Annotated in this window: 23 protein-coding genes; 14 read left to right on the top strand and 9 right to left on the bottom strand. The window is 61.2% G+C overall.

What is annotated here, in order from left to right; translation table 11 throughout:
• Nucleotides 1-2: 2 nt before the first annotated feature.
• The 7 genes from yfmH to E0E29_RS13140 all read left to right on the top strand — a co-directional run bounded on the left by yfmH (nt 3) and on the right by E0E29_RS13140 (nt 7312).
• Nucleotides 3-1283: an EF-P 5-aminopentanol modification-associated protein YfmH gene (gene yfmH, locus E0E29_RS13170; RefSeq protein WP_130850230.1), complete on the top strand. Its 1281-nt coding sequence runs from the start codon at nt 3-5 to the stop codon at nt 1281-1283.
• On the top strand, nt 1280-2209 hold the full coding sequence (gene lgt / locus E0E29_RS13165; protein WP_130850229.1) for a prolipoprotein diacylglyceryl transferase: 930 nt from the start codon (nt 1280-1282) through the stop codon (nt 2207-2209). The genes yfmH and lgt overlap by 4 nt, the downstream gene beginning before the upstream one ends.
• Nucleotides 2190-3032, top strand: coding sequence for a bifunctional methylenetetrahydrofolate dehydrogenase/methenyltetrahydrofolate cyclohydrolase FolD (gene folD, locus E0E29_RS13160; RefSeq protein WP_130850228.1), 843 nt, complete (start codon nt 2190-2192; stop codon nt 3030-3032). The genes lgt and folD overlap by 20 nt, the downstream gene beginning before the upstream one ends.
• 185 nt (nt 3033-3217) lie before the next feature.
• Nucleotides 3218-4225, top strand: coding sequence for a tryptophan--tRNA ligase (gene trpS, locus E0E29_RS13155; RefSeq protein WP_165449902.1), 1008 nt, complete (start codon nt 3218-3220; stop codon nt 4223-4225).
• A gap of 37 nt (nt 4226-4262) precedes the next feature.
• Nucleotides 4263-5348, top strand: coding sequence for an MraY family glycosyltransferase (locus E0E29_RS13150; protein ID WP_207303607.1), 1086 nt, complete (start codon nt 4263-4265; stop codon nt 5346-5348).
• The gene (gene wecB, locus E0E29_RS13145; protein WP_130850226.1) at nt 5345-6493 is read left to right on the top strand and encodes a non-hydrolyzing UDP-N-acetylglucosamine 2-epimerase; all 1149 of its coding nucleotides are present in this window, start codon (nt 5345-5347) and stop codon (nt 6491-6493) included. Before E0E29_RS13150 ends, wecB begins: the two co-directional genes overlap by 4 nt.
• Nucleotides 6494-6520: 27 nt before the next feature.
• Nucleotides 6521-7312, top strand: a complete 792-nt coding sequence (locus tag E0E29_RS13140) for a hypothetical protein (RefSeq protein WP_130850225.1) — start codon at nt 6521-6523, stop codon at nt 7310-7312.
• Between the two features lies 1 nt (nt 7313).
• Here E0E29_RS13140 and E0E29_RS13135 read toward each other — a convergent pair whose 3' ends face one another.
• From E0E29_RS13135 to E0E29_RS13125, 3 genes are read right to left on the bottom strand one after another with little or no spacing between them, the layout of a single operon-like run.
• Nucleotides 7314-7634, bottom strand: coding sequence for a hypothetical protein (locus E0E29_RS13135; protein ID WP_130850224.1), 321 nt, complete (start codon nt 7632-7634; stop codon nt 7314-7316).
• A complete protein-coding gene (locus E0E29_RS13130) occupies nt 7627-8055 on the bottom strand; it encodes a hypothetical protein (RefSeq protein ID WP_130850223.1) in 429 nt (142 codons plus the stop codon). The genes E0E29_RS13135 and E0E29_RS13130 overlap by 8 nt, the downstream gene beginning before the upstream one ends.
• A gap of 39 nt (nt 8056-8094) precedes the next feature.
• Nucleotides 8095-8367, bottom strand: a complete 273-nt coding sequence (locus E0E29_RS13125; protein WP_130850222.1) for a hypothetical protein — start codon at nt 8365-8367, stop codon at nt 8095-8097.
• A 72-nt stretch (nt 8368-8439) separates the two neighbouring features.
• On the opposite strand from E0E29_RS13125, the gene E0E29_RS13120 reads away from it, so the two are divergent.
• Genes E0E29_RS13120 through E0E29_RS13110 form a run of 3 tightly spaced genes read left to right on the top strand, consistent with a single transcriptional unit; the run spans nt 8440 to nt 11101 of the window.
• Nucleotides 8440-8919: a metallophosphoesterase gene (locus E0E29_RS13120; RefSeq protein ID WP_130850221.1), complete on the top strand. Its 480-nt coding sequence runs from the start codon at nt 8440-8442 to the stop codon at nt 8917-8919.
• Between the two features lie 22 nt (nt 8920-8941).
• Nucleotides 8942-9721: a type III pantothenate kinase gene (locus E0E29_RS13115; RefSeq protein WP_130850220.1), complete on the top strand. Its 780-nt coding sequence runs from the start codon at nt 8942-8944 to the stop codon at nt 9719-9721.
• A 21-nt stretch (nt 9722-9742) separates the two neighbouring features.
• Nucleotides 9743-11101: an MATE family efflux transporter gene (locus E0E29_RS13110; RefSeq protein ID WP_242622498.1), complete on the top strand. Its 1359-nt coding sequence runs from the start codon at nt 9743-9745 to the stop codon at nt 11099-11101.
• Between the two features lie 61 nt (nt 11102-11162).
• Here E0E29_RS13110 and uxaC read toward each other — a convergent pair whose 3' ends face one another.
• The 3 genes from uxaC to E0E29_RS13095 form a co-directional block, all read right to left on the bottom strand.
• Entirely contained in the window at nt 11163-12596 is a 1434-nt protein-coding gene (gene uxaC, locus E0E29_RS13105) for a glucuronate isomerase (RefSeq protein WP_130850219.1), read from the bottom strand.
• A 93-nt stretch (nt 12597-12689) separates the two neighbouring features.
• Complete coding sequence (locus tag E0E29_RS13100; RefSeq protein ID WP_130850218.1) at nt 12690-13718, bottom strand: sugar kinase; 1029 nt, start codon at nt 13716-13718, stop codon at nt 12690-12692.
• Nucleotides 13719-13736: 18 nt separating this feature from the next.
• Entirely contained in the window at nt 13737-14696 is a 960-nt protein-coding gene (locus E0E29_RS13095) for a bifunctional 4-hydroxy-2-oxoglutarate aldolase/2-dehydro-3-deoxy-phosphogluconate aldolase (protein ID WP_130850217.1), read from the bottom strand.
• A gap of 266 nt (nt 14697-14962) precedes the next feature.
• Between E0E29_RS13095 and E0E29_RS13090 the strand changes: the two genes are divergently transcribed.
• The 4 genes from E0E29_RS13090 to E0E29_RS13075 all read left to right on the top strand — a co-directional run bounded on the left by E0E29_RS13090 (nt 14963) and on the right by E0E29_RS13075 (nt 18247).
• The gene (locus tag E0E29_RS13090) at nt 14963-15637 is read left to right on the top strand and encodes a GntR family transcriptional regulator (protein ID WP_130850216.1); all 675 of its coding nucleotides are present in this window, start codon (nt 14963-14965) and stop codon (nt 15635-15637) included.
• Nucleotides 15638-15769: 132 nt separating this feature from the next.
• Entirely contained in the window at nt 15770-16042 is a 273-nt protein-coding gene (locus E0E29_RS13085) for a hypothetical protein (RefSeq protein ID WP_080907005.1), read from the top strand.
• The gene (locus tag E0E29_RS13080; protein WP_130848714.1) at nt 16039-16896 is read left to right on the top strand and encodes an IS3 family transposase; all 858 of its coding nucleotides are present in this window, start codon (nt 16039-16041) and stop codon (nt 16894-16896) included. The genes E0E29_RS13085 and E0E29_RS13080 overlap by 4 nt, the downstream gene beginning before the upstream one ends.
• A 211-nt stretch (nt 16897-17107) precedes the next feature.
• The gene (locus tag E0E29_RS13075) at nt 17108-18247 is read left to right on the top strand and encodes a DUF4317 domain-containing protein (RefSeq protein ID WP_130850215.1); all 1140 of its coding nucleotides are present in this window, start codon (nt 17108-17110) and stop codon (nt 18245-18247) included.
• Nucleotides 18248-18282: 35 nt separating this feature from the next.
• On the opposite strand, the gene E0E29_RS13070 is transcribed toward E0E29_RS13075, so the two are convergent.
• From E0E29_RS13070 to E0E29_RS13060, 3 genes are all read right to left on the bottom strand, one after another.
• Entirely contained in the window at nt 18283-19350 is a 1068-nt protein-coding gene (locus E0E29_RS13070) for a YkvI family membrane protein (protein WP_130850214.1), read from the bottom strand.
• Between the two features lie 62 nt (nt 19351-19412).
• Nucleotides 19413-20672 (bottom strand): phosphoribosylamine--glycine ligase, encoded by a 1260-nt coding sequence (gene purD, locus E0E29_RS13065; protein WP_130850213.1) that lies wholly within the window; start codon nt 20670-20672, stop codon nt 19413-19415.
• Between the two features lie 31 nt (nt 20673-20703).
• A complete protein-coding gene (locus E0E29_RS13060; RefSeq protein WP_130850212.1) occupies nt 20704-21513 on the bottom strand; it encodes a TraX family protein in 810 nt (269 codons plus the stop codon).
• Nucleotide 21514 lies beyond the last annotated feature (1 nt).

The following is a 21514-nucleotide window of genomic DNA, read 5'->3' as shown; positions in this document are numbered from 1 at the left end:
CCATGGAGACCAAGGAATATACCCGCATCGGAGAGAAGCTCTACCATACCCAGCTGAACAACGGCCTCCACATCTACGTGGATGTGAAGCCGGAGTTTTCCAAGAGCTTTGCCTTTTTTGCCACCAACTACGGCGGCATGGATATGCGCTTCCAGTTGAACGGCGCCTGGCACGACACCCCCGCCGGAGTGGCCCACTTCCTGGAGCACAAGATGTTTGACACCAAGGACGGCAACGCCCTCCAGGACCTGGCCGCCAACGGGGCCAGCCCCAATGCCTTCACCTCCACCGACATCACCGGCTACTACTTTGAGAGCACGGAGAAGTTTGAGGAGAATCTGAAGATACTCCTCTCCTTTGTCTCTGTACCCTGGTTCACCCCCGAGAGCGTGGACAAGGAGCAGGGCATCATCGGCCAGGAGATCCGCATGGTGGAGGATGACCCCCAGAACCAGGTCTTTTACGGCATGCTGGAGGCCCTCTACGCCCACAACCCCGTCCGGGTGAGCATCGCCGGCACGGTGGAGTCCATTGCCGAGATCACCTCTGATACTCTGTACGCCTGCCACGCCGCCTTCTATAATCCGGGGAATATGACCCTATGCGTCTGCGGCAACGTGGACCCCGAGCGGGTGCGGGAGATTGCGCTGGAGATCCTGCCCAAGGAGGGCATCACCGACATTCCCCGGGACTACGGCAAGCCCGAGTCCGAGGGCGCTTTCCGGCCGGAGACCGTCCAGTCCATGGCGGTGTCCACCCCCATCTTCCAGCTGGGCTGGAAGGCCGACCCCGCCCCCAAAGGCGAGGCCCACATGCGTCAGCAGTTCCTGAGCGAGCTGGCCTGCGAGGCTGTCTTCGGCACCTCCACGCCCCTTTACGCCCGGCTGTACAGTCAGGGCCTAGTGAACCAGAGCTTCAGCTACGGCTACGAGGCCTATCCCCAGTGCGCCATGCTCACCGTGGGCGGCGAGAGCCGGGACCCCAGGGCGGTGCGCCAGGCCATTGCCGACGAGGTGGAGCGCATCGGCCGGGAGGGACTGGACCCTGCCCTCTTTGGACGCATCAAGAAGGGTGTTTACGGTGCCAAGGTCCGTGGCCTCAACTCTTTTGAAAATATCTGCATCGGCCTGGCCCAGAGCCACTTCGCCGGTGAGGAGTATTTCCGGTTCCCGGAGGTCTTTGAGGCCATCGGAAAGGCCGATGTGGAGGATGTGGTCCGGCGGTGGATGACCCCGGAGCGCACCGGACTGTCCATCGTCCTCCCCAAGGAGGAGCAGGCATGACCAGGACCGTCCTTTTTCCCGGCCTGGGTCTGGAGTTCCACCTCAACCGGGTGGCCTTCGAGCTCTTTGGCCTGCCCATCTATTGGTATGGCGTCATCATTGCCTGCGGTTTTTTGCTGGCGGTGGTCTTCTGCTATAAAATGGCGCCTCGGTTCGGCATCAAACCCGACGATATCATTGACCTGCTGTTTTTCGCCGTGCCCCTAGCCATCATCGGAGCCCGGCTCTACTATGTCATCTTCTACCTGGATCTCTACCGGAATGAGGACGGGAGCTTCAACTTCCTGGAGATGCTGGACATCCGGGACGGAGGCCTGGCCATCTACGGCGGCGTTATCGCGGCAGTCCTCACCCTTATCGTCTTCTGCCGGGTGAAAAAGATTAACTTCTTTGCCTTTGCCGACGTGGGGGTCTTCGGCCTCCTCATCGGCCAGTGCGTGGGCCGCTGGGGCAACTTCATGAATGTGGAGGCCTACGGCGGACCCACCGACCTGCCCTGGCGCATGGGCATCGACGCCTATGTGAACGGCGCCTGGCAGTACATGGAGGTCCACCCCACCTTCCTCTACGAGTCGCTGTGGAACCTGCTGGGCTTCCTGCTGCTGCTCGTGGTGGTGCTCAAAGGGAAACGCCGCTTCGACGGTCAAATCATGTGGAGCTATTTTCTGTGGTATGGATTCGGGCGGGGAATCATTGAGGGCCTGCGCACCGACAGCCTCTATTTCTTCCATACCCCCATCCGTGTGTCCCAGGTGCTGGGCTTTGCCTCGGCTTTGGTGGCGGCGGGCTTTTTGATCTATCATCTTTTTGTACGGCGTCATAAGCCGGAAGAACTTTACGTCAATCGGCTCCGGGCGGCCAAAGAGGCCCGCCGGGCGGAACACAACGAAAAGGAGGAGGACGAGCATGGCGGCGACGGTCATTGACGGCAAGGCCCTGGCGGCCAAGTGCAAGGCCAGGGTGGCCAAGGAGGTGGAAAGCCTGTCCCGGCGGCCTGGTCTGGCGGTCATCATTGTGGGAGACAACCAGGCCTCCCGTACATACATCAACAGCAAGCGGAAGGACTGCGACGAGTGCGGCATTTACAGCGAGGAGTATGCTCTTCCCGCGGACGCAGGCCAGGCCGCCCTCATGGAGATCATTGAGAGCCTCAACGGCCGCCCGGACATCGACGGCATCCTCTGTCAGCTTCCCCTGCCCGAGGGCTATGACGAGGAGGCGGTCCTGCTGGCCATCGACCCGGACAAGGACGTGGACGGCTTCCACCCCATCAACGTGGGGCGGCTGTCCACCGGCCAGCCCTGCTTCGCCCCCTGCACCCCCGCCGGCGTCATGGAGATGCTCAAGGAGTACGGGGTGGACCCCAAGGGGAAGGAGTGCGTGGTGGTGGGCCGGTCCAACATCGTGGGCAAGCCCATGGGCATGCTGCTCCTGGCCGCCCACGGCACCGTCACCATCTGCCATTCCCGGACAAAAGACCTGGGCGAGGTTTGCCGCCGGGCTGATATCCTGGTGGCGGCGGTTGGAAAGCGGAACATCATCACCGCCGACATGGTGAAGGAGGGCGCGGTGGTCATCGACGTGGCCATGAACCGCAATGAGGCCGGCAAGCTCTGCGGCGACGTGGACTACCCAGCCGTGGCCGAGAAGGCCTCTCTCATCACTCCGGTGCCCGGAGGCGTGGGCCCTATGACCCGGGCCATGCTGATGGTGAACACCCTGGAGGCCGCCCGTCGGCACGGGTGCTGAAAACTGAAAAAATGACAGGGCCGGGAGACGTGCACGCGTCCCCCGGCCTTGTCATTTTGAGGGTAATGTGGTATGATATTATCCGCTGTATAGGCTCTGTGGGACTGCTTTTGGGTGTGATTCCCGAGGCGGACCGCCGATTCCGTAAGAAAGATCGATAGGATCCTGTTTCGAGGTGCAATGATATGGAACAAGAAATGCAGAAAAAAGTAATGCTCTCCGGTATCCAGCCCAGCGGTGACCTGCATCTGGGCAACTATCTGGGTGCCATCAAGAACTGGGGCGCCCGGGCCGAGGAGTTTGACTGCTACTATTTTATGGCCGACATGCACACCATCACCGTCCGTCAGAACCCCGCTGACCTGCGCCGGCGGACCCTGGAGCAGCTGGCGGCCTACATCGCCTGCGGCCTGGACCCGGAGAAGAACACCCTCTTCATCCAGTCCCACATCCCCGCTCACGCCGAGCTGGGCTGGGTCCTCAACTGCTACACCATGTTCGGCGAGCTCAGCCGCATGACCCAGTTCAAGGACAAGTCTGCCAAGCATGCCGACAACATCAACGGCGGCCTCTTTACCTACCCTGCCCTCATGGCGGCCGACATCCTGCTCTACCAGCCCGACTATGTCCCCGTGGGCAACGATCAGAAGCAGCATGTGGAGCTCACCCGGAATGTGGCCCAGCGCTTCAACAACATCTACGGCGACGTGTTCAAGATCCCGGAGCCCTACATCCCCAAGACCGGAGCCCGGATCATGTCTCTTAACGAACCCTCCAGCAAGATGAGCAAGTCCATCCCCGAGGGCTGCGTCTTCCTCATGGAGAAGCCGGAGGATATCCAGCGCAAGTTCAAGCGGGCCATCACTGACTCCGACACCGAGCGCTGTGTCCGTTTTGACCCGGAGAACAAGCCCGGCGTGTCCAACCTCATGAGTATCTACTCCGCGGTTACCGGCAAGGCCATGGAGGAGATCGAGGCTGAGTTTGACGGCCAGGGCTATGGCAAGTTCAAGCCCGCCGTGGGCGACGCGGTGATCGAGTGCCTGCGTCCCATCCGGGAGGAGGCCCAGCGGCTCCTGGCCGATAAGGCCTATCTGGAGTCGGTCTATCGTGCCGGCGCCGAAAAGGCCAGCTATGTGGCCAACAAGACCCTGCGCAAGGTCTACAAAAAGGTGGGCTTCGTGGCCCGGTAACGGCCCGGTCTTGTCTGAAAAAGGAGCATTTTTGTCAATGAATAGTGATTTGCAGACCATGGGCTGGGTGGCCGCCGCTCTGGTCACCGCCATGGTGGTTTCCCTCATCACCACGCCGGTGGTAAAAAATCTGGCCTTCAAGGTGGGCGCCGTGGACGTGCCCAAGGACAACCGCCGGATGCATGACCACCCCATCCCCCGGATGGGCGGCCTGGCCATCTTCTTCGGTTTCATCCTCAGCGCTCTGCTCTATGTGGAGATGACCCCTCAGTTCCGGGGCATGCTGCTGGGCGGCGTCATCATCGTGGTGCTGGGCATCTTTGACGACATCTATGCCCTGGGTGCCAAGTTCAAGCTGGTCATCCAGATCATTGCCGCTCTGGTGGCGGTACTGTCCGGCAATGTCATCGAGATTATCTCCAACCCTAACGTCCTCTCGCCCAACCCCTGGTGGGACCTTGGGTGGCTCTCCTATCCCGCCACCGTGCTGTGGATCGTGGCCATCACCAACGCCGTCAACCTCATTGATGGCCTGGATGGTCTGGCCTGCGGTGTGTCCACCATCAGCGCCCTTACCATGCTGGTCATCTCTCTGGCGGTGGCAGACGCTCCGGTAGCCATTGTCATGGCTGCCCTGGCCGGTGCCTGCATTGGCTTCCTGCCCTATAACCTCAATCCCGCCAAGATCTTTATGGGGGACACCGGCTCCACCTTCCTGGGCTTTATCCTGGCCGTCATGTCCATCCAGGGCCTTTTCAAGTTCTATACCATCATCTCTTTTGCCGTGCCCTTCCTGATGCTGGGCCTTCCCATCTTTGATACCTGCTTTGCCTTCATCCGGCGCATTGCCCACGGCCAGAGTCCCATGCACCCCGACCGGAGCCATGTCCACCACCGGCTCATCGATATGGGCTTCAACCAGAAGCAGGCGGTGGCGGTGCTCTACATCATCAGCGCCATTCTGGGTCTGTGCGCCGTGGTGCTCACCACCAGCGGTGAGCTCAAGGCCATGCTATTGATGCTGGCCCTGTGCGCTGCCGGTGCCGTGTCCGCCCGGATCTTTTTGAGCAACAATGAGAAGAAGAAAAACGAGGAAGCCGAACATAAGGAGGATCAGCCGTGAAGACCATCCGTGTCATGACCATATTCGGTACCCGGCCGGAGGCCATCAAGATGGCGCCTCTGGTCCGGGAGCTCTCCCGCCGGGAGAGTGTGGAGAGCCTGTGCTGTGTCACCGCCCAGCACCGTGAGATGCTGGACTCGGTGCTCTATATCTTCGGCCTGACGCCGGACTATGACCTCAACATTATGGAACCCCGGCAGACCCTCTCCACCATTACCTGCAAGTGCCTCACCGGTGTGGAAGGGGTGCTGACCCAGGCCAAGCCCGACCTGGTGCTGGTCCACGGTGACACCTCCACCACCTTCTCCGCCGCCCTGGCGGCCTACTATCAGCAGGTCATGGTGGGTCACGTGGAGGCGGGGCTGCGCACCTATGACAAATATTCTCCCTTCCCGGAGGAGATGAACCGCACTCTGGTGGGGGACATCGCCGACCTCCACTTCTGTCCCACCCCTGCAAACCGGGAGAATCTGGCACGGGAGGGCATCACCAAAGGTGTCTTTATCACGGGCAACACGGTCATCGACGCCATGTCCACCACCGTCCGGTCCGACTTTAAGTTCTCCACCCAGCTCCTCAACGAGCTGGACTACAACCGGCGTCAGGTGGTGCTGGTGACCTGCCACCGCCGGGAAAACTACGGTGAACCCATGGCCCATATCATGACCGCCCTGCGGCGCATTGTGGAGGACCATCCCCAGGTGGAGCTGGTCTATCCCGTTCATCTCTCCCCGGTGGTCCGGGAGGCGGCGGCCAAGTACCTCTCCGGCCACGACCGCATCCACCTCATCGATCCTCTGGACGTGGAGGAGATGCACAATCTGATGGCCCGGTGCCATCTGGTGATGACGGACTCCGGCGGCCTCCAGGAGGAGGCGCCCGCCATGGGTAAGCCGGTGCTTGTCCTCCGCCGGGAGACCGAGCGGCCGGAGGCCATCACCGCCGGTACGGTCCGGCTGGCGGGGACGGAGGAGGCCGAGGTCTACCGCCTGGGCAGCCTACTGCTGGAGGACCAGGCGGTTTACGCCCAGATGGCCCACGCCGTCAATCCTTACGGAGACGGGCAGGCCTGCCGGCGCATCGCTGACGCCATTGAGTGGAAATTCGGCCTGCGGGAAGAGGCGCCGGAGGAGTTCCGGACCTGATTCGCAGTTGGGACAGGAGGGAGCAGGATGGAACGAAAAAACAAACTGGTGCTCTTCCTGCTCATCGTCCTGGTGATGACGGTGGCATTGATCTCCAGCTTCGGCCTCAATATTTTTGCCGGTAAAGGGGCGGAGATTGTCCTGCCCACACCGGCTGCCACATCCTCCGGCGAAGATGAGGGTCTGGAGGGCGGCGGTCAGGTGCTGCCAGTCCGTACGACGCCGGAGACAGTGCAGAACATCATTGCCACCTTGACCCGGCCGGAGAACTATGCCCGCATGGTCACGGTGGAGATGGCCACCGGAGCGGGTCAGGCTGGAAACTTTACCGCGAACGTTCTGGTAGACGGCGCCTGGACCAGCATTGAGCTGACTCAGAGCTTCCAGCCAATGGGGACCCAGTACACCATTGTCTATACGGATCCTGAGAGTGGAGAGGGGACCCTCTACCGCTGGTACGCCGGCAGCAAGGAGGTCAAGTCCTGGCCGGTGGGGAAGAACGGAGCCGACCTGGCCCAGCATATCCCTACCTATGAGGACGTGCTGGCGCTGGACAAAGAAATGATCGTGGATGCCAACTATGTGACCCGTGATGGGGTACCCTGTATCTATGTGGAGACCTCTGTAGACGAGTTGGGTTACCTGGAGCGCTATTGGGTCTCCACCGGCAACGGCCTGCTGATCGCCTCGGAGACGGTCAAGGATGACGTGGTAATCATGCGGATGCGCTCCACCGATGCAGAAGTGCTCCAGGCGGCGGAGAAGGACCGCTTTACCCTGCCCGACGGCACTGTGCTGTACGAACAGACCACGCCATAATTCATGATTTGTCTCTGCTCTCCCGGCAGCCCAGACCGAAGAGGAGCAGGAGTCCCAGGGTGATGACCGGTTCCAGGTCGTCACCGTCGGTGAGCAGCAGGAGCAGAATCAGCAGGAGGAGAATGTCTCCCCGGTCCAGCTCCTCCAGCCCCAGGCTCTTGAGAAGTCCTGTGAGCCAGGCGCCATGACCGCCGCCTGCCGGCCCTCCGGCGGGCGGCGGTCTCCGGTCCTGATGGTGTTCGCTGCCGCTGTACCGGTCCTGGCTTTCCTCTACTGCGACCCGTTCATAGCCTCCGGAGCGGGGAATATAGCGGTTATACATCCTCTCGTCCCTCCCGCAGAGCGGCCAGAGCCACTCGGATGAGCCGGGAAAACTTGGCGATCTGGATGGCCCGGTCCACTTTGGCATAGCGCTCCGGCTTCACGTAGGGCCGCAGAGCGGCCAACAAAGCGGTCTTGTGGTCGTCGGGCCGGTTCCACTCGGAGAGCAGCCGGCCAGCCAACTGCAGCAGCTTGGGGTCCAGCCCTTCGCCGCCGCTGCCGCCGGTGAAGGCACTCAGCAGGCCGCTCAGGTCGGGCGGCGTGTCCGCTTGGTATCCAGACGGGACGGGCGGTTCCTCTGGGGTGTCCTGATCGTTGGGAGCTGCTTCGCCATCCAGGCTCTGGGCCAGGGACATGATCTTGCCCATGGCGTCGGGGTCTGCCAATATGGCATTGAGTTTTTCTGAAAAGCCGTCCGACATGGCCATGCCCCCTCTCTGCGCCCGACAGCCAGGCAGATTTTATGGCTTAGGTGCGTTCCGTTTGATACGCTCCACCACACCGGCGCCGGTTGGGTCGTCCATGACCCGTCCCACCAGGTTCTGAAGCTGTGTAGGGTCCCCGCGCATGGCGGCGTCGGTCGCTGCCTGAAGCCCGCCCTGTCGCTGCAGCATTTCCATCAGGGCTTTGGTGTCCGGAGAGCGGAGGAGCCGTTCCAGGGCCGCCTTGTCCTTGAGGAGCTTTTCCGCCTGGGGTGTGTGCAGGATGCTGCCGGGCTGTGATTTGTTTGCCATGTGGGATCCCTCCATCTAAGATATGACCGGACTCATGGTATTATATGTGACTTTTTCCCAGAGGTGACCGAAATGAAGAAGGTATTGGTTCTGTCCGACTCGCATGGGGATGTGGACGCTATGGAGCGGGCGGTGGCCCGGGAGCGGCCCGACCTGATTCTCCACCTGGGGGATCTGTGCAGGGATTTTGACGAACTCCAGCGGCGTCTGCCCATAACGCAGGCCATGCAGAACGTCTGCGGCAACTGTGACGGCTTTACCGAGGTACCCGACCAGCGGGTGCTGCTGGTAGAGGGGAAACGCATCCTCATGATGCACGGCCACCGGTATGAGGTGAAGCTGGGGTATTCCAGGGCCATGTGGGCGGCCCGGGAGGCCGAAGCGGATATTCTGCTCTGTGGCCATACCCATATCGCACTGGACCGGGACCTTATGGGGCTACACCTGATGAACCCCGGCTCCTGTCGAGGCAGCCGGGGAACCTATGGCGTGATCGAGCTGGGGGAGGGGGAACCTCTCTTCCGTATCGAAGAGAACAGAGCCGGCGTGTGACCGGCGGAAGGAAGTGACGGATATGTTGTTGACCATCGATGTGGGCAACACCAATATGGTATTCAGCGTATTCAACGGGGAAGTCTTGAAGGGGAGCTTTCGGCTGACCACAGTGGCTGGCCGGACCTCTGACGAGCTGGGCATGGACATCTGGAACCAGCTCTCCCGGCTGGGGATCAAGCCGGAGGATCTGGCGGATGCGATCATCAGCTCGGTGGTGCCGCCGGTGATGGCGGCGCTCACGGACGCTCTAATCCGCTATCTGGGTAAGACGCCCATCGTGGTCGACGTGGATGTGGACCCGGGGCTCCCCTATGGAGTGGTGAGCAACGAACATCTGGGCACCGACCGGTCGGTGGCCTGTGTGGCCGCCATCCACAAGTACGGCGCCCCTCTCATCCTGGCCGATATGGGCACTGCTACCACGGTGGATGCCATCAGCCGGGATGGGGTCTATATGGGCGGATGCATCACCGCCGGCGCAAGGATCTCCATTGAGGCCCTCTTCCAGAAGACCGCCCTGCTGCCTCAGGTCAATCTGGCGCTGCCGGAGCGGGTCCTCAGCGGCACCGCCGTGGGTCAGATCCAGGCTGGAGCGGTGCTGGGTTACATCGGGGCTATGGAGCGCCTCATCACCCAGGCTCGGGAGGAGATCAACGAACCGAAAGCCACCGTGGTGGCCACTGGCGGTCTGGCGCCGGTCATCGCCGCCGGCACTGACCTCATTGATGTGGTGGACAGTCAGCTCATCCCCGACGGTCTACGGCTTTTGTATCAGAAGTACCTGCGGGAGCGTACGTAAGAGAGGAGGGAGGACGTGTCCGTGGGACGCGAGAAGACCATCGACATGACCCGGGGAGAGCCTCTGGGCCTCATCGTGCGGTTTTCCCTGCCCCTTTTGGTGGGCAATGCCTTTCAGCAGCTCTACAACATGGTGGACAGCTGGGTGGTGGGTCAGTTTGTGGGCACCACCGCACTGGCGGCGGTGGGGATCGCCTTCCCGGTGGTCTTCCTGCTCTCATCGCTGTTCATCGGCCTGTCCATCGGCGCCAGTGTCATGATCGCCCAGTTCATCGGCTCCGAGGACAGGGACGCCGTCCGCCGCAGCGTGAACACGGTGTACGGTGCCTTTATGGTCAGCATCATTCCGCTCACCGTCTTTGGACTGGCCATCGCCGGGCCTGTGCTGCGGCTCATCCATGTGCCGGAGAGTACCTATGATCAGGCACATATCTATTTGCTGGTGGTCTTTGCCGGCATCATTGGCAGTCTGGGCTATAACATCAACGCCGGTATCCTTCAGGGTCTGGGGGACAGCCGGACGCCGCTGCTTTTTCTGGCAGTGGCCTGCGTCATCAACATTGTGCTGGACCTGGTCTTTGTGCTGGTTTTCCACTGGGACGTCTTTGGCGTGGCTCTGGCCACTATCATCGCCCAGATCAGTTCCTGGCTCTTCGGCATCTTCTATGTAAACCGGAAGTACAGCTATTTTTCCATTCGACCCTTCCGGCTGGCAATAGAGAAGCCCCTCCTCCGCCGGGTGCTGCGTTTGGGGGTGCCATCGGGCATCCAGCAGTGTCAGCTGGCAGTGGCTGTACTGGTACTCCAGGCCCTCATCAACAGCTTTGGGGAGCAGTTTGCCGCAGGTTTCTCCGCCGCCAATAAGATCGACACCTTTGCCTTCATGCCCATCGACAGCTTCGCCCTGGCGGTGACCACCTATGTAGGCCAGAACGTGGGGGCGGGCAGACTGGACCGGGTCAAGACCGGCGTACGGAAGGCCCTGGTGCTTTGTATTGTGGTGTGCGCCGTCATGTCGGCCCTAGTGGTGCCCAACTCCGACTTTTTCCTCTCCATTTTCAGCTCCGACCCGGCGGTGATCCAGGCGGGACGGGCCTATCTGGAGCGGGTCCTCTCTACCATGGTGCTGCTGGCGGTCATGTATCCCCTCAACAACGCTCTCCGTGGCGCTGGCGCCGTGGTGACCCCCATGGTGTCCAATATCGTGGCCCTGTGGGTGGCCCGGGTACCGGCGGCCTACCTGCTGGCCCACTTCTATGGCAAGGAGGCCCTTTACTGGGCGTATCCCATCGGCTGGGCCATCGGCATTATCATCAGCGGTACCGTCTACCTGCGCGGGCGATGGAAGCGAGCCTGTCCGGCAGCCCAAATTACAGAATGAAAGAAGCTCCGTTGGAATGGACCATTCCAACGGAGCTTTTTTGGTTTCTTGACAGTATGTGTTACAGGTTGAAATAACGGGTAGCGTTGTTGTAGCAGATGCCCTCTACGATCTTCTTCAGGGCCTCCTCGTCGTTGGGGTACTCGCCGTTTTCCACCCAGTGGCCGATGAGGTTGCACAGGATGCGGCGGAAGTAATCGTGCCGGGCGTAGGAGAGGAAGGAGCGGGAGTCAGTGAGCATGCCCACGAAGTTGCCCAGCAGGCCCAGGCTGGCCAGGGACTTCATCTGCTCCTCCATACCGGTCTTGGTGTCGTTGAACCACCAGGCGGAACCGTGCTGGATCTTGCCGGGAATCTCGTCAGACTGGAAGCAGCCCAGCAGGGTGCCCAGCTGAGCATTGTCGGCTGGGTTAAGGGAGTAGAGAATGGTCTTGGGGCACTCCTCGGTCAGGTCCAGGGCGGAGAGGAGCTGGGCGATGCTGCCGCCGCAGGTGTTCTGGGCGATCATATCAAAGCCGGTGTCGGCTCCCATACGCCGGAACATCCGCTCATTGTTGTTGCGGAGGCAGGAGTAGTGGAGCTGCATGACGATGCCCAGACGGTGATAGGCGCGGCCCAGGTGAAGCAGGAGGGTGGTCTGATAGCCCTCGATCTCGGCCAGAGTCAGCTCCTCACCAGCCATGGCCTTCCGGAAGGCGGCGTCGGCCTCTTCCATGGTGCAGGTGCGGAAGGGCACATAGTCCAGGCCGTGGTCGCTGGCCCGGCAGCCCATCTTCGCGAAGAACTCCAGCCGCTCCACCAGGGCATCGCAGACTTCCTGGGCGGAGGTGAGAGCCTCCTTACCCACGCTGGTGGCCAGCTTGCCCATATACTCAGCAAAGCCGGCCTTGTTGATGTTGACGGCCTTGTCGGGGCGGAAGGAGGGGCAGACCTGGAAGGTGATGGTGGGGTCGTTGGCGATCTTCTCATGCCACTCCAGGGAGTCGATGGGGTCGTCGGTGGTGCCGATGAAGGCCACGTTGGCCTTGCGGATGAGGCCGCGGACGGTGAGGTCGGGGTCGTGGCGCAGCTTCTCGCCGGTCACGTCCCAGATCTCTTTCACGGACTTGGGGGAGAGGTAGCCCTCATAGCCGAAGAACTTCCGCAGCTCCAGGTTGCACCAGTGGTACATAGGGTTGCCGATGGCCAACTCCACGGCCTCGGCGAACTTTTCCAGCCGCTCCAGGCCGGGCTTGGAGCCGGTGACGTAGTCCTCGCTGACGCCATTGGAGCGCATGAGCCGCCACTTGTAGTGGTCACCAAAGTAAGTGCCGTCTGGATTCTCGCCGCCAAGCCACACCTGGGCCAGGTCGTCGAACCGGCGGTCCTCGTAGATCTCCTGAGGGGGAATGTGGCAGTGGTAGTCCACCAGGGGGAGGGACTCAGCGTAGTCGTGGAAGAGGTGCTTTGCGGTTTCGGTCTCCAACAGGAAATCCTTGTCCATAAATGCTTTCATGGCGATGGGGACGCCGCCGCGAACCTCCTTTTCAAAAAGATAGCCAGAAGACGGCGCACTCCGCAGGGGAGGCGCCGTCTGTCTGAGATAGTGTTACCGCTGTATGCGGCCGGAGCCGTCGCCGCCGGCCAGCTTCTCCACCTCGGAGACGGTGACCATGTTGTAGTCGCCCTCGATGGAGTGCTTGAGGGCAGAAGCAGCCACGGCGAACTCCACGGCGTCCTGAGTGGACTTGCCGTTGAGCAGGGCATAGATGAGGCCGCCGCCGAAGCTGTCGCCGCCGCCCACACGGTCGATGATGTGGAGCTCGTACTTCTTGGAGAAGCAGTACTCGTCGGAGGACACATCGTAGAGCATGGCGCTCCAGCCGTTGTCGAAGGCGGAGTGGGACTCACGGAGAGTGATGGCCACCTTCTCGAAGCCGAACTTGTCGGCCAGCTGCTTGGCCACGGACTTGTAGCCCTCCCGATTGATTTCGCCGGCGTAGATATCGGTGGCCTCAGCCTCGATGACGAACACGTCCTTGGCGTCCTCCTCATTGGAGATGCACACGTCCACATACTGGCACAGCTCGGTCATGGCTTCACGGGCCTGCTCACGGGTCCACAGCTTGCCGCGGTAGTTGAGGTCGCAGGAGATCTTCACGCCCTTGGCCTTGGCGGCCTTGCAGGCCTCCTTGCAGATCTCCACCACATTGGGGCCCAGAGCGGGGGTGATGCCGGTGAAGTGGAACCAATCCACGCCCTCGAAAATCTTGTTCCAGACGAAGTCGGCGGTAGTGGCCTCCTGGATGGCGGAGTGGGCCCGGTCGTAGATGCACACGGAGCCGCGCTGAGAGGCGCCCTTCTCATTGAAGTAGATGCCCACGCGGTCGCCGCCCCGGACGATCATGGAGGTGTCTACGCCGTAGCGGCGCAGGGAGTTGACAGCGGCCTGGCCGATGGCGTGAGCGGGCAGCTTGGTGACGTAGGCGGCATCCATGCCGTAGTTGGCCAGGGACATGGCCACGTTGGCCTCGCCGCCGCCGAAGGAGAACTCCAGGTGATCGGCCTGGACGAAACGCTCATAGTTATAAGGCTGGAGCCGGATCATCAGCTCACCGAAGGTCACGATCTTAGACATATTATTTTACCCCTTTCTTTACTTCCGCACAAGATGGATGGCGAAGCCGCCGAAGTCGCCCTGGACATAGATGGCCTTGGTCTTGCCCTTTTCGTCGATCTTCCGGGTGGACTCGTCGAAGGTGACGCCCTGGAGACCCAGGTGGAAGATGGCGCGGTCGATATTGTTGACGCCGATGGCGATGTGGCCCCGCTCACCGGGGAACTCCACCTTGCAGCACTCCACGGGACCGGCGAAGTCGGAGGAGTTGCCGGCCTTATAGGGGAAGCCGAAGAGGGCGCAGATGGTCTTGGCGGTGCTGGCGGCCTTGTCGGCGTCGCCGCAGGGAATACCCACGTGGTGGAGGGAGAAGCCCAGCATGGTCTGGACCGCATCCTTGCAGATGGCGGTGATCTCGTCCCACTTCTGGCCGTCGATGAGGTCCTTCTTCACCATCCAGGTGCCGCCGCAGGCCACGATGCGGTCGAAGTTCAGGTAGTCCATCATGTTCTTGGTGTTCACACCGCCGGTGGGCATCCAGCGAAGATTGGTGTAGGGGCCGGCCAGAGCCTTCAGCTTGGCCACGCCACCGTGCTGCTCGGCGGGGAAGAACTTGAGCACGTTCAGGCCCATGCTCATGGCCTGCTCCATCTCGCCGGGGGTGGCGGTACCGGGCATCATGAGGACGCCCTTGTCGATGACGTAGCGGGTGATCTCGGGGTTGAAGCCGGGGCTGACGATGAACTTGGATCCGGCGGCGATGGCGCGGTCGGCCTGGTCCTTGGTGAGGACGGTGCCGGCGCCCACCAGCATCTCGGGCACCTCAGTGGAAATGCGGCGAATGGCTTCCTCACCGGCAGCGGTGCGGAAGATCACCTCGGCGGCGGGCAGGCCACCGGCCACAAGCGCCCGGGCCAGAGGCACGGCCTGTTCGGCGTCATCGATGGCGATGACGGGGATGATACCAATTTCATAGATTCTCTGCAGAATTTCGTCCATGTGGCGTTCCTCCTAAAACTGCTCCCTGGATGGTTGGGCCTGCCAGTGCAGCGCCCGTGTTTGTAGTTATCATTATAATACTTGTATACTAGAAAACAAGTGTCTGAATGATAAAAAATGGTGGACAAATTTTGTGTATTTTGTCGGAGAAACGACGGAAAACCGGGGTCTTTGACAGAGACTTGAAAAGCTGGTATACTAGTGGCTGCGTCCAGGGAGGGTTCTCTGCGGCGCGGAATCGGCAAGCGGAGAGAGGAGAAGAAAGCATGCGGCTGACAGAACGACTGCCCAGAGAGACAGGGCGAGACTATGCCCTGCGTACCATTCGGGATAATATCATTCATCTGGAGCTGGCGCCGGGCAGTATGGTCAGCGAGAATGAGCTGGCGGCGGAGATGGGACTTTCCCGGACACCGGTGCGGGAGGCCCTCATTGAATTGTCCAAGGCCAAAATCGTGGAGATCTATCCGCAGAAGGGAAGTGCCGTTTCCCTCATCGACGTCAGCCTGGTGGAGGAATCTCGCTTCATGCGAAAGGTGCTGGAGTGCGCGGTAGTGGAGCTGGACTGTGAGATGATTACGCCGGAGGGGCTGCGGCGGCTCCAGGAGAATGTGCGGCTCCAGAAATTCTATCTGGAGAACTACTTCTCTGAGACCCTTATGGAGCTGGACAACCAGTTTCATAAAACCCTCTTTGAAATTGCGGAGAAGCCCCAGGTCTATACCCTGATGGACAACATCGCCATCCACTTCGACCGGGTCCGGAATTTGGCACTGAGCAGCGTGAAAAACGGAAAGATTGTCCAGGATCACGAAGACATCACCAATGCCATCGCCGCCCGCGACACTGCAAAGGCAAGAGCCTTGACAGAAGAGCATTTGAATCGCTATAAGATCGATGTTGGGGAATTGCGTGCACAATATCCTGATTATTTTAAGTAAAGCAATATTAGATTACAGATATGCGGTTATAGGAAAGGCCCCCGTTGCGGTTTGAACAGCTCCAGTAAAACCGGACAATAGACAAAAGGCCCCCTAATGTAGGAAAATAAAGCTACATTAGGGGGTCTTGCTATGTCCGGAAAAAAAGGGATGAAAAAGTATCCGGTAGGGATACGAGAAGAAGTGGTGTCACGAATCCGTGGAGGAGAAAGCCAGCGTGCTTTATGTCGGGAGTATGGGATCAGCCGGTGGGCTATTCAGTGCTGGCTAAAGGAGCCTGTCCTTCCAAAAGCGCGGGGGCGTAAACCCGCAAAAACACTGGCGGAGTACAAGTATGAGAACAAACGGCTAAAGATGGAAAACGAGCTGTTGCGGGATTTTCTGCGCTCCACAGGAAGGAAGTGAGGCCAAGGGCAAAATACGCAGTAATCTACCGGCACAGAAACGAATATCCGGTAACCGTTATGTGTCGCTTCTTTCAGGTATCCCGCAGCGGATACTATGATTTCGTCCATCGTTTGGGCAGGCCGGAGAAAGACGCGGCCCTTGCAGAAATCATCGCGGAACAGCGAGAGCGCAGCTTTCGTACGTATGGCTACCGCAGAATGTGGCTGGTGCTGAAGAAGCGAGGCATCCACCGTAATCCCAAGACCATCCTGCGTATCATGGAGAAATATGGTTTGCTTGCGGAGATCCGGAGACGCAGAAAATGGCAGCAGATGGGGCAGCAAGTCCACAAGTACAAGAATCTGCTGAATAGGGAGTTTTATGCGAACAGGCCCAACAGCAAATGGGTGACGGACATCTCCTACATCCACACCAAGCAGGGCGTATTGTACCTGTCCATGATCCGGGACCTTTACGACAACAGCATTGTTGCCTACAAGACCGGCACAAAGCAGACAGTCAACCTGGTGCTGGACACCATTCGCCTGGCCATGCGCAAGGAGAAAAAGAGGGCCGCTGCGGAGTTGCAGCTCCACAGCGACCAGGGGTTCCAGTACACCTCGCAAGCATACTTCGACCTGACAAAATCTTATGGCATTACGCCTTCCATGTCAAGACGCGGAAACTGTTACGACAACGCTATGGCGGAAAATTTCTTTTCCATCCTCAAGACAGAGTGTATCTACCGCCATAAACCGGCCTCATTCTGTGAGGCCAATGAGATGATTGACCGCTATATCAATTTTTACAACCACGAGCGCATCCAGCTAAAAACTGGAGTGGCGCCGCTCACGCTGCGCCACTCCGCTTAAAACTTCATATTTCCCTACATTGAGGCCTTTTTGTGCTGTCCGCACAATTTGGGGCGGTTCAGTTTTCGACCGCGCCGGGGGCCTTTTTCCATGAAATGTCGGATCAGACAAGGTACGATTGCATTTCGAAGCGAAAGACAGTACAATAGAAACTGCGCGTTCTGCCGGCGTGACCGGCGGGAGCATACACGGGAAAAGCGAGGTACAGACCATGAACCAGAAGGAACTCAATGAACTGCGCCGGCGGTTCCGCGCCGACCGGAGCGCCATCAGCCGGGTGTACGGCTGCTATGTGAACGGAAGCGGAGAGATCATCTCCTATATTGACAGCTCTCTGGGGGCCATGCCCCAGGAGGAGTCGGAAAAATATCTGGGGCTGCTGAAGAAATCCCTCTCCGGCACTCTGGGAAAGAACCTCATCGATATCGTCTTCTCCACCCAGCAGGTGGCCGACAGCGAGGAGCACCGACTCCTCATGGGCCTTCGGGATTCCAGCCTGGCCGACAGCGCTCTGCGTGAGGCCTTTTACGACAAGGTCATCCACGCTCTGGACCTGGAGGGGAGCAACTACCTCATCCTCCTGGGCCACGACGTCTACGACGTGCCCTACCGGGGCAAGGACGACGAGGACCAGGCCGACGCCGGTGACCAGGTCTTTTCCTACTTCGTCTGCTGTGTTTGCCCGGTAAAGGCCGGTAAGCCCGCCCTGGGTTATTTCCCCGGAGAGAACGAGTTCCACAGCTGCACGCCGGGGCAGATCGTCTCTCAGCCGGAGCTGGGCTTCCTGTTTCCCGCTTTCGACGACCGCGCTGCAAACATCTACAACGCCCTCTTCTACGCCCGTAAGCCGGAGCAGCTCCACCAGGAGTTTATCGACGCCGTTTTCCGTACTGAGCCGCCCATGTCGGCGGCAGAGCAGAAGGAGGCCTTCGAGGGAGCCCTCACCGAGTCCCTGGGGGAGAAGTGTAGCCTGGAGCTGGTCCAGGCGGTCCACCAGGAGTTGCGGGCCAGAATCCAGGAGCACAAGGAGAGCCACGACCCGGAACCTCTGGCCCTGACGGCGGGAGAGCTGGGGCGTATCCTCAGCGACTGCGGCGCCGACGAACAGGAGTCCAAGGCCTTCCTGGCCAAGTGCGGCGAGCGCTTCGGTGAGGGGGCGGCGCTGGCACCGGCCAACCTCATCGACAGCCGCCGCTTCGAGGTCAAGACCGACGAGGTGGTCCTCAACATCGATCCGGAGCACAGCGCTCTGGTGGAGACCAGGATCATCGGCGGCCGGAAGTACATCCTCATCCCCGCCGACGGGGAGGTGTCGGTGAACGGCATCTCGGTGGACGTCACCGGGGAATAAAAAATGGCTGTGTACCTCAGGTACACAGCCGTTTTTTATGTCTTGGGGGAGACTGCTTTCCGCAGCACCAGAGCGTGGTGGAGGATGCCAGCCAGGGCCAGGAAGCCGATATAGCCGCAGATGGGGTAGACAAAGCTCACCACATTTTTGAAGCCGAAGATGCTGCCCAGGAAGGAGAGGACGCACAGCGCCACCGTGGTCCGCCGTGTGGCCAGCCGTCCTCCGGCCCAGAGCTGGAGCCGGGAGGTGATGGCGAAGAGGCTGGAGAGGGCAGCGGTGAACATGCCAGCCAGGAGGAGGACGGCGTAGATGAGGCCCAGCACCGGGGCCACCCGGTAGGCCAGCTCCAGCATGGGGAGCTCCGCCGCCCCCACCGCGCTCTGGAAGAGGATCATGGGCAGGAGGATGCCGGCAAAGATCAGGGTGAGAAGCCCGGTGCCCAGCAACAGTCCCCGACGGACGGTCTTGCCCTCCATACCGGTGGAGAGGGGCACCAGAATAGACACTGCCGCCATCATGTTGTAAGAGATGAAGGAGAGGGCGGAGCACAGCCAGTTACCCAGCAGGGGATTGCCATTGGAGAAGGGGATGGCAGTCACCGCTTCTACAGGCAGGCGGAAAGGGGCGGCCAGGGCGATGACCAGGGCGGCGATCACCAGCAGGGGGACCACGATGTTGAAGGAGGCCAGCAGCCCGGCGGCGCCTGCCAGAGCCACCGCCAGCACCAGGATGGTGGTGAGGCCGTTGCCTGCAATGGCAGGCAGACCAAAGACCTGCTCCAGCAGAGCCCCAGCCCCGGCGATCATGGCCACCATCACGTCGAAGAGAAAAAAGAGAAAAACGCCGCTGAGGAAGGCCCGGAGCCAGGGCAGGTTTGGATGGAGGATGACCCGGTCAAACTCCGTCCGGCCCGTCTTCTTGGCGATGTCCAGGACCAGCAGGCTGAAAAGGACAAAGGCGGCGATGGCCAGCACCATACCGGCGATGCCGTAGCCGCCGAAGACACCGAAGAACTGGAGCAGCTCCTGGCCGGAGAGAAAGCCGGCGCCTAAAAAACTCCCGGTAAAGACGGTGGCCACCTCCAGGGGGGTGATCCGTTTCATAGGAAGACCTCCGTAGATAAGGATAGCGGCTCCGGGGGACCGGATCCGCAGAAAAAAGCGTATCAGAACGTGCGCCCGATGTCGGTGCGGAAGTGCATGTCCTGGAAGGAGATGTGCTTGGCGGCGGCGTAAGCCCCGTCAATGGCGGCGTCCAGGGTCTCGCCCACGGCGGTGACCCCCAGCACCCGGCCGCCGGCGGTGCGGATGGTGCCGTCCTCATCCCGGCTGGTGCCGGCGTGGAAGACCACGGCAGTCTGCTCCGCCTCAGCGAGGCCTGTAATGGGATATCCCTTTTCATAGCTTGCGGGGTAGCCGCCGGAGGCCAGCACCAGACAGCAGGCGGCGGCGTGCTTCCAGCGGATGTCCAGCCGGTCCAGGGTGCCCTCCCGGCAGGCCTGGAAGATGTCCATGAGGTCGGTCTCCAGAAGGGAGAGGACGGCCTGGCACTCCGGGTCGCCGAAGCGGGCGTTGTACTCCACCACCTTGGGGCCGTCGGGGGTGAGCATGAGGCCGAAGTAGAGTACCCCGTGGAAGGGGCGGCCCTCCGCCTTCAGGGCGGCCACAGTGGGGAGGAAGATCTCCTCCATGCAGCGGTCGGCGATCTCGGGGGTGTAGCCGGGGGCGGGGGAGATGGCGCCCATGCCGCCGGTGTTGGGACCCTTATCCCCGTCGAAGGCCCGCTTGTGGTCCCGGGAGGGGGGCATGGGGGAGAGGTGCTCCCCGTCCACGAAGCACAGCACGGTGACCTCGGGGCCGGTCATGCACTCCTCGATGACCACCTGGGAACCGGCGGCACCGAACTTGCCGTCGGCCATCATGCTTCGGGCGGCCTCCTCGGCCTCAGCCACGGTCTGGGCCACCACCACGCCCTTGCCCAGGGCCAGGCCGTCGGCCTTCACCACGATGGGAGCGCCCTCCTGACGGATATAGGCCAAGGCCTCCTCCAGATCGGTGAAGGAGCGGTATTTGGCGGTGGGGATGTGGTATTTGGCCATCAGGCCCTTGGAGAAGACCTTGCTGGCCTCAATGACGGCGGCGTTGGCCCGGGGGCCGAAGGCGGGAATGCCCGCCGCCTCCAGAGCGTCCACCATGCCAAGGGCCAGGGGGTCGTCAGGGGCGACCACCACGAAGTCCATGGCGTGCTCCTTGGCCCAGGCCACCATGGCCTCCACGTCGGTGGCCTTGATGGGTACGCACTGGGCCTGCTCAGCGATACCGCCGTTGCCGGGAGCGCAGTAGAGAGCGTCAATCTTGGGGCTCTTGGCCAGGGTACGGACGATGGCGTGTTCACGGCCGCCGCCGCCCACAACGAGGACTTTCATCGTAAGAACCTCCCATATCGAGATTCCGGGTTCACCCGATGAGCATGCTCAAGGCGTAGAGCACCACCAGGTGGCCGGGGTAGAACCAGTAGAAGAACCAGCGGCTCCCGTTCCCACGCTGCCCGTTGTACCGGGAGAGGGGGAGGAGGGCCAGGCAGGCAAAGCCCGCCATGAGGAGGGAATAGGGCAGGTAGAAGCGCCGGAAGGAGGGGAGATAAGTCCCCAGCTGGGTGAGGAGCCCGGCCCAGTCCCGGCTTTCCAGCAGCCCCAGGGCGGCGGGACCGAAGTAGGCCCACAGTCCGCCTGCAAGATAGTAGAGGAGGAGACAGCCCGCCAGGGCCAGTAGCTGCCGCCTGCGGTTGGTCCCGGCGGCGTACACCGCCAGCACCGTGAGTACGCCGATCCAGCCGTAGTCCACCCGCAGCAGCTGGGCAAGGACCAGCAGGGCGATGGTCACGGGCACGCCCAGCCATCCATGACCTCTGGCCCTCAGCACCCGGCAGGCGCCGATGGCGGCGGCGGAGAGGAAGAAGGTGGCGATGATGCTGCCCCCGGTGCCTCCGGTGGCAATGTAGGCCACTGCGTGGGTAACCGCCCCGAAGAGCCCCAGCCGCAGCAGGTACCGCCGGTAGTTTGAGGTCAGGCGGCAACCCTGGGCGGCGAAATAGGCAAAGATGGGGAAGGCCAGCCGCCCCAGGTAGCGGAAGGCGTAGAACCACAGGGAGTCCGCCGGGAAGAAGGGGGCCATGGGGGTAAACAGCATGCCGATGTGGTCGATGACCATAAAGACGGCGGCGAAGTATTTGAGCTGCGTGGCGGTAAGGCCGCAGGAAGCCGTCATA

The sequence above is a fragment of the Intestinimonas timonensis genome (assembly GCF_900626145.1).
GTDB lineage: Bacteria > Bacillota > Clostridia > Oscillospirales > Oscillospiraceae > Intestinimonas > Intestinimonas aquisgranensis.
The sequence above is the reverse complement of the archived record's forward strand: the minus strand, read 5'-3'. Positions and strand labels throughout refer to the sequence as shown.